General features: G+C 74.1%; 1 protein-coding gene (only partly in view). It reads right to left on the bottom strand.

Features of this window, described 5'->3' with window-relative positions:
* On the bottom strand, positions 1-14,984 hold the 5' portion of the coding sequence (locus tag ACTOWY_RS38920) for a type I polyketide synthase (protein ID WP_441314606.1). Its footprint begins 14,410 nt before the window's first position; the window shows 14,984 of its 29,394 coding nt (coding positions 1-14,984); the start codon lies at positions 14,982-14,984; its stop codon lies off the left edge, out of view.

Below are 14,984 nucleotides of genomic sequence, written 5' to 3'. Positions count from 1 at the left end.
AGTCCGTTCGGCGCGGTCAGGCCGTTGGACGCGCCGTCCTGGTTCACCGCCGAGGCGCGCACCACGGCGAGCACCTCGTGTCCGTTGCGCAGTGCGTCGGAGAGTCGTTCTACCACCAGCACACCGGCGCCCTCGCCCCAGCCGGTGCCGTCGGCGGCGTTGGCGAAGGACTTGCAGCGGCCGTCGGCGGCCATGCCGCGCTGCCGGGAGAACTCCACGAACAGGCTGGGCGTGGCCATCACGGTGACCCCGCCGGCCAGGGCCAGGGTGCATTCGCCGGAGCGCAGGGCCTGAGCGGCCTGGTGCAGGGCGACCAGGGAGGCCGAGCAGGCGGTGTCCACGGTGACCGCAGGGCCCTCTAGGCCGAGGGTGTAGGCGAGTCGGCCGGAGAGCACGGCGGCCGCGTTGCCAGTGGCCAGGTAGCCCTCGTGGTCGGTGGTCGGATCGGTGGCCAGCACCGCGCCGTACTCCTGGCCGTTGGTGCCGACGAACACGCCAGTGGCGCTGCCACGCAGGGAATCCGGGTTGATGCCCGCGCGTTCGACCGCCTCCCAGGCGGTCTCCAGCAACAGCCGCTGCTGCGGGTCCATGGCCAGCGCCTCGCGCGGAGAGATCCCGAAGAACGACGCGTCGAAACCGGTGGCGTCGGCCAGGAAAGCGCCCTCGCGGGCGTAGGACTTGCCGGGCGTGCCGGGTTCGGGGTGGTAGAGGCCGTCCAGGTCCCAGCCGCGGTCGGCGGGCAGGTCGGACATGAGGTCCGCGCCCTCGGCCAGCAGCCGCCACAGCTCCTCGGGACTACTGGCCCCGGGGAAGCGGCAGCCGATGCCGACGATCGCGATCGGCTCGTCCACCGCGGCCAGCGCGACCGGGGCCGCGGTCATCGGTGCGGCCGCGCCGAACAGTTCGGCGTGCAGGTGCTCGGCCAGCGCCTTGGCGGTGGGGTGATCGAAGACGACGGTGGCGGGCAGGGTCAGGCCGGTGTCGGCGCGTAGCCGGTTGCGCAGGTCGACCGCGCCGACCGAGTCGAAGCCGAGGTCCTTGAACGCACGGCCGGGTTCGACATTCTCGGCGCTGTCGTGGCCGAGCACGGTGGCCACCTGGGCGCGCACCAGGTCGGTGAGCGCGCGCAGCCGATCGGGCTCGGCGAGTCCGGCGAGCCGGGCGGCCAGGCCGTTCTCGGCGGGGGCCGGGGTTTCCGCGAGCAGGGCGCGGACCTCGGGCACGTCGGCGAGCAGCGGGCTGGGCCGGGTCGCGGTGAAGGCGGTGTGGAACCGCGGCCAGTCGATCTCGGTCAGGGTGACCGTGACGTCCCCGCGCCCGACCGCCTGTTCCAGCGCGCGCACCGCCAGGGCGGGCGGGATCGGCGGCAGGCCGTGGCTGCGGGCGGTGTCGTGTTCGCCCGCGCCCAGACCGGCGCCGTCCCACAGGCCCCAGGCGATGGCGGTGGCCGGGTGGCCCTGGGCACTCCGCCACTGTGCGAAGGCGTCCAGGAAAGCGTTGCCGGGCGCGTAGTTGCCCTGGCCGGTGATGCCGACGGTGGCCGACATCGAGGAGAACAGCACGAACGCGGACAGGTCCATCTCGCTGGTCAGCTCGTGCAGGTGCCGGGTGGCGGCGAGCTTGACCGACAGCGCGCCGGCCAGCTGGCCGGCGGTCAGCGCGCTGATCATGCTGTCGTCCAGGGCGGCGGCGGTGTGCACCACCGCGTCCAGCGGGCCGACCTCGGCGAGCACCGCGGCCAGCGCGTCCCGGTCGGCCACATCGCAGGCCCGGAGCGTGACCTGGACGCCGGTGGCGGTCAGGTCGGCGGCCAGCTCGGTCGCGCCGGGCGCGTCCGGGCCGCGACGGCTGAGCAGCACCAGGTGACTGGCGCCGGCTTCGGCGAGTCGGCGGGCCACGTGCCCGCCGAGTGCGCCGGTTCCGCCGGTGATCAGCACAGTTCCCTTGGGGCGCCAGGGTTCCACCGCGTCACCGCGGTCGGCGTGGCCGAACCGGCGGCAGAACACCCCGGCCGGGCGGATGGCCAGCTGGTCCTCGCCAGCGGATCCGGCCAGCAGCTCGCAGAGCCGGGCCAGCGCGGGGTCGTCCAGTTCGGCGGGCAGGTCGATCAGTCCGCCCCATTGGGCCGGGTGCTCCAGTCCGACCACCCGGCCAAAGCCCCAGGCCAGGGCCTGGTCCGGGTTGGTCACCTCGGCCGGGTCGGCCACCGCCATCGCGCCCTGGGTGAGGCACCACAGCGGGACCTCCGCGCCGGTGTCGGCCAGGGCCTGCACCAGGGTCACGGTCGCGGCGTGTCCGCGCGGCACCGCCGGGTGCTCGGGGTGCGGGCAGGTGTCCAGAGACAGCAGGGACAGCACCCGGCTGGGCGCCTCGGCGAGCAGGGCGCCGAGTTCACGGGCGAGTGTCATCCGGTCGGTGTCCACCTGGACTGGACGCACCTGGGCGCCGGCGGCGAGCAGGGTGTCCAGCACCTTGGCCACGTCGGGATTCGCGGTGGCGGGCACGGCGACCAGCCAGGCGCCCAGCGGGCCAGCCTGCGGGCGGGGCGGCACGGGACGCCAGTGGATGCGGAAGCGCCAGGAGTCCAGGGTGGCCAGTTCGTGCCGGTCCCGCCGCCAGCGGGACAGCGCGGGCAGCACTTCGCCTACCGGTTGGTCGGCGGCGAGTCCGAGCGCGGCCAGGTCGGCGCGGTCGACGGCGGCCCAGAAGGTGCCGTCCACCGGGTCTGCGGCGGTCGCGGGCGGCACGTCCAGCCAGAACCGCTGGTGCTGGAAGGCGTAGGTGGGCAGGTCCAGGCGTCGGCCACCGGTCAGCAGCGGGCGCCAGTCGAGCTGGACACCGCGCACCGCGGCCTCGGCGAGCGAGGCGAGCAGGCGGCGCGGGCCACCCTCCTCCCGGCGCAGGGTGCCCAGCACCAGGCCGGAGGTCCCGGTGTCGTCGAGGGTTTCCTGCAGGCCGGTGGTCAGCACCGGGTGCGGGCTGGTCTCGATGAACGCGCGGTGCCCGTCGGCGAGCAGGGCCCTGGTGGCGGTCTCGAACCGGACGGTTTCGCGCAGGCTGCGGTACCAGTACCCGGCGTCCATGGTCGTGGTGTCCAGGAGTTCGCCGGTGACCGTGGAGTACAGCGGGATCTCGGCCGCGCGCGGGGCGATCGGGGCGAGCAGGTCGAGGATCTCGTCCCGGATCTGCTCGACCTGGGCGGAGTGCGAGGCGTAGTCCACCGGGACCAGCCGGGCCCGCACGTTCTCGGCCTCCAGCTCGTCTTTGAGCGCGGCCAGCGCTTCCGGGGCGCCGGAGACGACCACCGAGGATGGGCCGTTGACCGCGGCCACGGACAGCCCGTGCGCGGCCAGCCGGGGTCGCAGGGTGCCCACGGGCAGGGCGACCGATATCATGCCGCCGTGCCCGGCCAGGGCGACCAACGCCCTGCTGCGCAAGGCGACCACCCTGGCGCCGTCCACAAGGGAGAGTGCGCCGGCCACGCAAGCGGCGGCGATCTCACCCTGGGAGTGGCCGATCACCGCGGCCGGTTCGACCCCGTGCGAGCGCCACACCTCGGCCAGGGAAACCAGCACCGCCCACAGCACCGGCTGCACCACGTCGACCCGGCGCAGCGCGTCCTCGTCGGCGAGCACCTCGTGCAGTCGCCAGTCCACAAAGGACTCCAGCGCGGCGGCGCATTCGGCCATCCGGGCGGCGAACACCGGGGAGGCGGCCAGCAGTTCCACGCCCATGCCCGCCCACTGCGAGCCCTGGCCGGGGAAGACGAACACCACGCGGTCGGGCGCCTCGCCCGCGACGCCGGTGAGCACCGCCGGTCCGGGTCTGCCCTCGCGCAGCAGCTCCAGTCCGTGTCGCAGCTCGTCCCGGTCGCCGCCGAGCAGCACGGCGCGGTGCGGGAAGGCGGTGCGGGCGGTCAGCGAGTGCGCGAGGTCCAGTGTGGACAGGTCAGGGTCGCTGTCCAGGTGGGTGAGCAGCCGGGCGGCCTGGGCGGCCAGCGCGGGGCCGGTGCGGGCGGAGAGCACCCAGGGCAGCACCGGCGGCGCGGTGGCCTCGACGAGTGCTTCGGTGGGCAGTGGGGCCTGTTCCAGCACCAGGTGCGCGTTGGTGCCGCTGACGCCGAAGGCGGACACCGCGGCCCGGCGGGGCCGTCCGGTCGCCGGCCAGTCCCTGGGCTCGGTGAGCAGTTCGACCGTGCCGGCCGACCAGTTCACGTGCGGTGAGGGCTGGTCCACATGCAGGGTCCTGGGCAGCCGGCCGTGGCGCAGGGCGAGCACCATCTTGATCACCCCGGCCAGACCGGCCACCGGCCCGGTGTGCCCGATGTTGGACTTGATCGAGCCCAGCCACAGCGGTTCCTCGCGTTCGCGGCCGTAGGTGGCGATGAGCGCCTCGGCCTCGATCGGGTCGCCGAGGGTGGTGCCGGTGCCGTGCGCCTCGACCGCGTCCACTTCGGACGGTGCGAGCCGGGCGTTGGCCAGGGCCTGGCGGATGACGCGTTGCTGGGCCAGGCCGTTGGGGGCGGTGAGGCCGTTGCTGGCGCCGTCCTGGTTGACCGCGCTGCCCCGGATCACCGCGAGGATCGGGTGGCCGTTGCGGCGAGCGTCGGAGAGCCGTTCGACCAGGATCATGGCCGCGCCCTCGCTCCAGCCGGTGCCGTCCGCGGCGGCGGCGAAGGGCTTGCACCGGCCGTCGGCGGCCAGGCCGCGCTGGCGGCTGAAGGCGATGAACGGTTCCAGGGTTGGCATCACGTGCGCGCCACCGGCCAGTGCCATGGCGCATTCGCCCAGCCGGACCGCCTGGCAGGCCCAGTGCAGGGCGACCAGCGCGGAGGAGCAGGCGGTGTCGACGGTGGCGGCCGGGCCTTCCAGGCCGAGGCTGTAGGAGATGCGGCCGGAGGCCACGCTGCCGAGGTTTCCGGTCAGCAGCTGGCCTTCCATGCCTTCCGGTGGTTCGGCCAGGCGGGCGGCGTAGCCGGTGGGGGCGAGTCCGGCGAACACACCGGTGTCGCTGCCGCGCAGGGTGTCCGGGTCGAGTCCGGCGCGTTCCAGGGTCTCCCAGGCGACTTCCAGCAGCAGTCGCTGCTGCGGGTCCATGGCCAGGGCCTCTCGCGGGGAGATCCCGAAGAAACCGGCGTCGAAATCGGCCGCGCCGCGCAGGAATCCGCCCTCGCGGACGTAGGAGTGGCCGTAGCGCTCAGGGTCGGGGTGGTAGACCGCAGGGTCCCAGCCGCGGTCGGCGGGGAACGGGGTGATCGCGTCGCCGTCCGCGCCGAGGAAGGCCCAGAGCTGTTCCGGGGTGTTGACCTCGCCGGGGAAGCGGCAGGCCATCGCCACGATCGCCAGAGGTTCGTCGCTGGCGGTGGTGGCGCGCACCCTGATGTCCTGGCCCGCACCGGTGAGCAGTGCGCGCAGGTGTTCGGCGAGCACGCCGGGGGTCGGGTGGTCGAAGATCAGGGTGGTCGGCAGCAGTAGGCCGGTGGCGGCGCCGAGCCGGTTGCGCAGTTCGACCGCGGTGATCGATTCCAGGCCCAGGTCGCGGAAGGCCCGGTTGGCGGGCACGGTGTCGGCCGTGTCGTGGCCGAGCACGGCGGCCAGGTTGGTCCGGACCAGGTCCAGGAGTTCCTGGCGGGCCTCGGTTTCCGGCAGTTCGGCGAGCCTGCGACCCAGGTCGGTGCCGGGGGCAGGCACATCGTTGAGGCCGGGCAGGGTGGCGGTCAGCGCTCCGGTGGCGGCCGGTTCCAGCCAGTACCGCTGCCGTTGGAACGGGTAGGTGGGCAGGTCGACCCGGGAGGTCGGGCCGAACAGTCCGGTCCAGTCGATCCGGCCGCCGCGGGTGTGCAGTTCGGCCAGCGCGGCCAGGATCCGGCGGGGGCCGCCCTCGTCCCGGCGCAGGGTGCCGCAGACCGCGGCGGGCACGCCGAATGCCTCGGCGGTCTGTTCGATGCTGACGGTGAGCACCGGGTGCGGGCTCACCTCGATGAACACCTCGTGCCCCGCGGTCAGCAGGGCCTGCACGGTGTCCTGGAAGGCCACCGGCTCACGGCAGTTGTCCCACCAGTACCCGGCATCCAGGGCGGCGCCGTCCAGCAGGCCGCCGGTCACCGTGGAGTAGAACGGGATCTCACCGGCGCGGGCGGTCAGCGGGGCCAGCACCTCGGCCAGTTCCGCGCGCACCACCTCGCTGTGCCTGCTGTGCGAGGCCACGGTGGACGGGGAGATCCGGGCCCGCACGCCGTCCTGCTCGCAGGCCGCGACGAACTCGGTCAGCTCGGCCAGCGCACCGGCCACGGTGACCAGCCGGGGACCGATGATCCCGGCCAGGGCCAGTTCCGGGTGCGCGGCCAGGCGGGTGCGCACCTGTTCGGCCGGGGCCACCACCGAGGCGATGGCGCCGTGTCCGGCCATGTGCTCAGCGAACAGCCTGCTGCGCTGGGTGATCAGCCGGGCTCCGTCCACAAGGGAGAGTGCCCCGGCCACGCAGGCGGCGGCGATCTCACCCTGCGACTGACCCACCACCGCGGCGGGTTCCACCCCGTGCCAGCGCCACACCTCGGCCAGCGAGACCATCATCGCCCACAGCAGCGGCTGCATCATCTCGATGGCCTGCAACGACTCCGGGTTGCGCAGTTCCGCAGCCGGGTCCCAGTCCACAAAGGACGCCAGCGCCTCGGCGCACTCGGCGAAGCGGGCGGCGAACACCGGCGAACTCGCCAGCAGTTCCACCCCCATGTCCAGCCACTGCGAGCCCTGGCCGGGGAAGACGAACACCACCCGGCCGCCCTCGGTGGCGACCGTGCCGTTGACCACCGCCGGGCCGGATTCCCCGGCCCGCAGCAGTTCCAGGCCGTGCCGCAGTTCCGTGTGGTCCGCGCCGAGCACCACGGCCCGGTGCTCGAACCCGGTGCGGGTGGCGGCCAGCGCGTGGCCGACCGCAGCCGGGGACAGCTCGGGGTCGTTGTCCAGCAAGGCAAGCAACCGGTCCGCCTGGCCGCGCAGCGCGTCCTGGTTGCGACCGGAAAGCGGCCACGGGGTCAGCGGCAGTTCCGTGCCCAGTGGGGTGTCGGCCCGGGCCGGGGCCTGTTCGACGATGACGTGCGCGTTGGTGCCGCTGATGCCGAAGGCGGACACCGCCGCTCGCCGGGGCCGCCCGGTCCGCGGCCAGTCCACCGCGTCGGTGAGCAGCGAGACCGCGCCCGCCGACCAGTCCACGTGCGGGGTGGGCTCGTCCAGGTGCAGGGTGCGCGGCAGCACGCCGTGCCGGATGGCCATGACCATCTTGATCAGTCCGGCCAGACCGGCCGCGGCCTGGGTGTGGCCGAGGTTGGACTTGACCGAGCCGAGCAGCAGGGGTTCGTCCCGGTCCTGGCCGTAGGTGGCGATCAGCGCCTGGGCCTCGATCGGGTCGCCCAGCGGGGTGCCGGTGCCGTGTGCCTCCACGGCGTCCACTTCGGACGGTCGCAGGCCCGCGTTGGCCAGTGCCTGCCGGATCACCCGTTGCTGGGACGGGCCGTTGGGGGCGGTGAGGCCGTTGCTGGCGCCGTCCTGGTTGACCGCGCTGCCCCGGATCACCGCCAGCACCGGCAGGTTCCGCCGCCGCGCCTCGGAGAGCCGGGCCAGCAGCACCACCCCGGCGCCCTCGGCGATGCCGACGCCGTTGGCGCCCGCGGAGAAGGGCTTGCAGCGGCCGTCCGGGCCGAGCGCGCCCTGCCAGGTGAGACCGATGTAGCGGTCCAGGTTGGTCACCACGCTCACCGCGCCTGCCAGCGCCAGACCGCATTCGCCGTTGCGCAGCGACTGCGCGGCCAGGTGCAGGGCGACCAGCGAGGAGGAACAGGCGGTGTCGACGGTCAGCGCCGGGCCCTCGAAGCCGAAGGTGTAGGACAGGCGACCGGAGGCGACGCTGCTGGAGTTGCCGGTGACGATGTGCCCTTCCAGTCCGGGCGGGGCCTCGGCCTCGCGACCGACGTAGTTGCTGTGCATCACCCCGGCGAACACGCCGGTGTCGGAGCCGCGCAACGAGGTCGGGTCGAGGCCGGCGCGTTCCAGGGCCTCCCAGGCGGTCTCCAGCAGGATCCGCTGCTGCGGGTCCATGGCCAGGGCCTCCCGCGGGGAGATGCCGAAGAATCCGGCGTCGAAGTCGGTGGCCCCGTCCAGGAAGCCGCCGCTGCGGGCGTAGCCGGGGTCCTCGTCCAGGCGGCCGGTCACCCAGCCGCGGTCCTCGGGCAGGCCGGAGATGGCGTCCCGGCCCTCGGTCACCAGCTGCCACAGCTCTTCGGGTGAGGCGGCGCCACCGGGGAAGCGGCAGGACATGCCGATGATCGCGATCGGCTCGTCCACGGCGGCGGTGCGGGCCGGGCGGCGGGCGGCCGGGGTGGCGGTGAGGCGGCCACCCAGTTCGGTGCGCAGGAATCCGGCCAGCGCGGCCGGGGTCGGGTAGTCGAAGATCACCGTGGAGGGCAGGCGCAGGCCGGTGTCGGCGTTGAGCCGGTTGCGCAGTTCGACCGCGGTGAGCGAGTCGAAGCCCAGTTCGCGGAAGGCCCGCCCGGCGGGCATCCGCTCGGCCGAGTCGTGACCCAGCACGGCAGCGACGTGCCCGCGGACCAGGTCGGCCAGCATCCGTTCCTGGTCGGCGGTGGCCAGTCCGCCCAATCGGCGGGCCAGCTCGCCGCCACCGCTCGCGGTCCGGCGGCGGACGGCGGGGGCCAGCGGGCGCAGCAGCGGCGGCACGGTGCCCTCGGTGGCCTGGCGGCGCAACGCGGCGACGTCCAGGCTCATCGGGACCAGCGCGGGCAGCCCGGAGGCGCAGGCCGCGTCGAACAACGCCAGACCGTCCACTGTGGACATAGGTCCGATGCCGAGCCGGGCCAGCCGGGCCAGGTCCGCCTCGGCCAGGTGCGCGCCCAGTTCGCTGACCTGGGACCAGTAGCCCCAGGCGAGCGAGGTGGCCGGCTGACCGGCGGTGTGCCGCTGCCCGGCCAGGCCGTCCAGGAAGGCGTTGGCCGCGGCGTAGTTGCCCTGGCCGGGGGTGCCCAGGGTGCCGGCGACCGAGGAGTACAGCGCGAACAGCTTCAGCTCGCCGGTCAGCTCGTGCAGGTTGACCGCGGCCTCGGCCTTGACCCGTAGGACCTGCTCGACCTGTTCGGGGGTGAGCGCCTCGATCACCGCGTCGGCCAGCACCCCGGCCGCGTGCACCACACCGGTCACCGGGTGCTCGGCGAGCAGCTCGGCCAGCGCGGTCCGGTCGGCGGCGTCGCAGGCCGCGACGGTGACCTGCGCGCCGAGTTCGGTCAGGTCGGCGGCGAGTCGGTCCGCGCCGGGGGCGTCCGGGCCGCGGCGGCTGATCAGCAGCAGGCGGCCTACCCCGTGGGCGGTCACGAGGTGGCGGGCGAGTTCGCCGCCGAGGGTGCCGGTGCCGCCGGTGATGAGCACGGTGTCATCCGCGCCGAGCGAGCTGCTCGCGGCGGGCGGGTCGAGCCGGGCGAGGGCGGGCCTGCGCAGGCCACCGTCACGGATGGCCACCTGGGGTTCGCCGGTGGCCAGTGCGGCGGCGAGCAGTTCGGTGGCGGGGTCGTCGGTGTCGATCAGGGTGAACCGGCCGGGGTTTTCCGTCTGCGCCGAGCGCACTAGACCCCAGACCGCGGTCAGCGCCGGGTCGGGCGTCTCGCCCTCGGCGGTGGCGATCGCGCCCCGGGTGCACACGGCCAGCCGCGCGTCGCCCGGTTCGGCCAGCCACTGCTGCAACCGGATCAGGGTGGTCTGGGTGGCGTCCAGAGCCCGCTCGGCCAGGCCGGTTCCGGTCGGCTCCGGCACCTGCCACAGCTCAACCGTGGACTCCGCGATCTCCGCGGGCGTGGGCAGTTCCGGCCAGTGCACGCCGAATACCGCGTGTGCCGCGGCGGGCCGCAGCTGGCGCAGGTCGACCGGCCGCATGACCAGCGAGCCGACCGAGACCACCGGACGTCCGTCCACATCCGACAGATCGAGGGCGATGGTGTCCTGGCTGAGCCTGCGGGCACGCACCCGCAGGGTGTCGGCGCCGCCGGAGTGCAGGGCGACCTGGCCCCAGGAGAAGGGCAGCAGGGTCTGACCGGAGTCGGTGCCGAGCCCGGCCAGCCAGAGCGGGTGCAGGGCGGCGTCCAGCAGTGCCGGATGCACGCCGAACCAGCCGCGGCCCGGTTCGACCTCGGCGGGCAGCGCGACCTCGGCGAACACCTCGTCGTCCCGCCGCCAGGCGGCCCGCAGGCCCTGGAAGGCGGGGCCGTACTCGATGCCGGTGGCCGCGAGTTCCTCGTACAGTCCGGCCAGCTCGACCGGCTCGGCGTCCAGGGGCGGCCAGTCCATGGTTTCGGGTGAGTCCACAGTGGACTCCGGGGCGAGCAGGCCGCCGCCGTGCCGGGTCCAGCCCTGGGCGTCCTCGGCCGGGCGGGAGTACACCGCGAGCGAACGGCGGCCAGCGCCGTCCTCCGCGCCGAGCACCAGTTGCAGCCGCAGCGCGCCCTCCTCGGGCAGCAGCAACGGCGATTCCAGCACCAGTTCCTCGACCACCGGGCAGCCGGCTTCGCTGCCGGTGCGGGCAGCCATCTCGACCACCGCGACGCCGGGCAGCAGCACCACGCCGGACACCGCGTGATCGGCCAGCCAGGGGTGCGTGGCCAGGGAGACCCGGCCGGTGGCCACCCAGCCATCGCCGTCGGCCAGTTCCACCGCCGCGCCGAGCAGTGGATGCCCGGCCGCGTCCGGTCCGGCGATGCCGGCCTGCCTGGTGCGTTCGACCCAGAACCGCCTGCCCTGGAACGGATAGGTGGGCAGTTCGACTCGCTGTCCGGATTCGGCCATGGCGGCCCAGTCGACCTCGACGCCGTGTGCGTAGGCCTCGGCCAGCGCGGTCAGCATCCGGTGCTCGCCGCCCTCATCCCGGCGCAGCGTGCCCAGCACGGTGGCCTCGGCGCCCAGTTCGTCCAGGGTGTCCTGGATGGCCACGGCGAGGATCGGGTGCGGGCTGACCTCGATGAACACCTGGTGCCCTGCCTGGGCCAGTGCGGTGATGGTGTCCTGGAAGGCGACCGGTTCGATCGCGTTCTCGAACCAGTAGTCCGCGTCCAGCGCCGCGCCGTCCCTCGGGGTGGCCGACACCGTGGAGTAGAACGGGATCTCCACCGAGCGCGCGCTCAGCGGGGCCAGCGCGGCGGCCAGTGGCTCGCGGATGACCGCGATGTGCGGGCTGTGCGAGGCCGCGGTGGGCCGGTTCATCTTGGCCCGGACGCCATCCCGTTCGCAGGCGGCGACAAAGGCGTCCAGCTCGGTCAGTTCACCGGCCACCGCCACCAGTCGCGGCCCGGCGATCCCGGCGATCACCAGACCGTCGGTGAGCCGTTCCCGGACCGCCTCGGCCGGGGCGAGCACGGAGGCCATGCCACCGTGGCCCATCATCAGCTCGTTGATCAGCTTGCTGCGCTCGGCGATGATCCGGGCACCGTCCACAAGGGACAGCGCGCCGATCACACAGGCGGCGGCCACCTCGCCCTGGGACTGGCCGATCACGGCCGCGGGCTCGACGCCGTGCGAGCGCCACACCTCGGCCAGGGAGACCATCACCGCCCACAGCAGCGGCTGCACCCGGTCCAGCGTGCGCAGGGACTCCTGGTCGCGGAGTCCGGCGGTCAGATCCCAGTCCAGGAACTCCGCGAGGGCCTCGGCGCACTCGGCGAAGCGGGCCTCGAACACCGGCGAGGTCTCCAGCAGCTCGACACCCATGCCCAGCCACTGCGAGCCCTGGCCGGGGAAGACGAACACCGGCTTGCGCTCGCCGGCCTGACCGGTGACGATCGCGCGCTCCCCGTCCGGCCCGGCGGGCAGCAGCACGGCCCGGTGCTCGAACGGCGTGCGGTCGCGCAGCAGCGAGGCGGCCACGTCGACCGGCCGCAGCCACGGGCGATCCCGCACAAAGGACACCAGCTGCTCGACCTGGGCCCGCAACGCGGTCTCAGAGCGGGCCGAGACCACCCAGGGCACCAGCGTGTCGTGCGCGGTGTCCTCGGCGAGGGCGGCCAGCGGCGGCTCCTCCACGATGATGTGCGCGTTGGTGCCGCTGACGCCGAAGGAGGACACCCCGCCGCGGCGCGGCCCGTCCTCCTTGGGCCAGGGCCGGGTCTCGGTGAGCAGTTCGACCGCGCCGGCCGACCAGTCCACGTGCGGGGTCGGTTCGACCACGTGCAGGGTGCGCGGCAGCACCCGGTGCCACATGGCCATGACCATCTTGATCAGTCCGGCCATGCCGGCGGCGGCCTGGGTGTGCCCGATGTTGGACTTGACCGACCCCAGCCACAGCGGGATGTCCCGGTCCTGGCCGTAGGTGGCCAGCAGCGCGGTGGCCTCGATCGGGTCGCCCAGCGGGGTGCCGGTGCCGTGCGCCTCCACCACGTCCACATCGGAGGGTCGCAGCCCGGAGTTGGCCAGTGCCTGCCGGATCACCTTCTGCTGGGCGGTGCCGCTGGGCGCGGTGAGGCCGTTGGAAGCGCCGTCCTGGTTGGTCGCGCTGCCCCGGATCACCGCGAGCACCGGGTGTCCATGCTCACGGGCGACTGAGAGCCGCTCGACCACGACCACACCGGCGCCCTCGGCCAGGCCGAAGCCGTTGGCGCTACTGGAGAATGCCTTGCACCGCCCGTCCGGGACCAGCCCGCCGAGCCGGGAGACCTCCACGTACATGCCCACGCTGGGGATCACCGTGACGCCGCCGGCCAGGGCCAGCTCGCATTCCCCTCGGCGCACCGACTGCACGGCCAGGTGCAGCGCGACCAGCGAGGAGGAGCAGGCGGTGTCCACGGTGACCGCCGGGCCCTCCAAACCGAGCAGGTAGGCGATCCGGCCGGACATCACACTGCCGGTGTTGCCGGTGAAGACGTAGCCCTCGTAGGCGGATCCCTCGTCCATCCGCGGGCCGTAGTCCATGGTGTAGGCGCCGACGAAAACCCCGGCCCGGCGGCCGCGCAGCGAGCCGGGCGCGATGCCGGCGCGTTCCAGTGCCTCCCAGGAGGTTTCCAGCAGCAGCCGCTGCTGCGGGTCCATCGCGGCGGCCTCACGCGGGGCGATGCCGAAGAACTCGGCGTCGAAGAGGTCCGCGTCGTGCAGGAACCCGCCCTGGCCCTGGTTGAACTGGCCGGGCTCGTCCAGTTCGGTGTTGAACGCGCCCGCGAAGTCCCAGCCGCGGTCGGCCGGGAACGGGGTGACCGCGTCGGTTCCGGCCAGCACCAGGCGCCACAGGTCTTCCGGTCCGCGCACCCCGCCGGGGAAGCGGCAGCCCATGCCGACCAGCACCACCGGGTCGTCCTCGTCGCCGACCACGATCTCCGGCACCGATTCATCCACTGTGGACAGTCCGAGCAGTTCGGTGCGGATGAACCGGGCGGCCGCGTCCGGGGTCGGATGGTCGAAGACCATGGTGGCGGGCAGGGTCATGCCCAGGGCGGCGGTGAGCCTGCGGCGGATCTCCAGGGCGGTCACCGAGTCGAAGCCCTGTTCCCGGAAAGGCAGTTCGCCGTCCACCTCGGCCTCGGGCCTGCCCAGCAGCGCGGCCACCTCGCGGCGGACCACGGCCAGCAGCAGCGCGTGCTGGCCGGCCTCGGTCATCCCGGCCAGTTCGGCGCGCAGCACCGACTCACGGTCGGCCTCCTCCACGCCGGGCAGTTCCTCGGCGGCCAGTTCCGCGGGCAGGGCAAGGGGTTCCGCGTCCAGCTCGGCGTGCACCGCGGTCCAGTCCAGGGTGGCGCCGCTGGTGAACAACTCGCCCAGGCTGTGCCGCACCCGGTCCAGGTGGCCCTGGTCGCGCCACAGCGTGCCGTGCACGGCGACCTCGGCGCCGGCCGCCTCGGCGGTGGCCTGCATGCCCGCAGTCAGCACCGGATGCGGGCTGATCTCCAGCAGCGTGCCGTGCCCGGCCGCCAGGGCCGCGGTGGTGGACTCGGCGAAGCGGACGGTGTTGCGCAGGTTGGCGCACCAGTAGTCCGCGTCCAGCGTTGATCCGTCCACAGTGGACCCGTGCAGGCCGGAGTAGTATGGGATGTCCGCGGCGCGCGGGCGGATCGGGGCGAGCAGTTCGCGCAGGGCCGGGGTGATCAGGTCGATGTGCGCGGAGTGCGCGGCCAGGCCGACCGCGACCCGCCGGGCCTGCCAGCCCGCCGCGCGGGCCTCGGTCAGGAAGTCGGCCGCGGCGTCCAGGTCGCCGGAGACCACGGTGGAGGCCGGGCCGTGGATCCCGGCCACCGCCAGCCGCCCGTCCCAGCGGGTCAGCAGCTGCCGCACGTCTTCGGCCGGGGCGAGCACGGAGACCATGTCGCCCAGCCCGACCAGGGTCTGCTGCTGCGCGCTCCACAGCGCGGCGATGCGGGCGCCGTCGTCCACCGAGAGCGCGCCGGAGACCACGGCCGCGGCCACCTCGCCGAGGCTGTGGCCCATGACCGCCGCGGGTTCGATGCCGTAGGAGCGCCACAAACCGGCCAGGGACACCATCATCGCCCACACCGCGGGCTGGATCACGTCCACCCGCGCCCAGGCCGCGGGGTCGGTGGCGCCGCGCAGCAACGCGGGCAGGTCGAAGTCCAGGAAGGGCTCCAGGGCCTGCACGCATTCGTCCAGGTGCGCCCGGAACACCGGAGAACTCGTCAGCAGTTCGGTGGCCATGCCGGGCCACTGCGGCCCCTGCCCGGGGAAGGCGAACACGATGCCGCCATCCCGGGCGACCCCGTCGATCAGCCCGGGGGCGCCACGGCCCTCGGCCAGTGCGGCCAGCCCGTCGAGGAAGCCCGCGCGGTCGGCGGCCACCAGCGCGGCCCGCCTGCCACCCCGCAACGGCAACGCGGACAGCGCCGCGGCCACGTCCTGCGGCCGCCAGTCCGGCGTCGCGCTCAGGTAGGCATGCAGCCGGGCCGCCTTGGCCCGCAACGATCCCGCACCAGCGCCGGCCAGCGCCCACAGCATCGACAT

The sequence above is a fragment of the Crossiella sp. CA198 genome (genome assembly GCF_052078295.1).
Lineage (GTDB): Bacteria > Actinomycetota > Actinomycetes > Mycobacteriales > Pseudonocardiaceae > Crossiella.
Note: the sequence above shows the minus strand (reverse complement) of the source record. Positions and strands in the feature narration are given on the sequence as shown.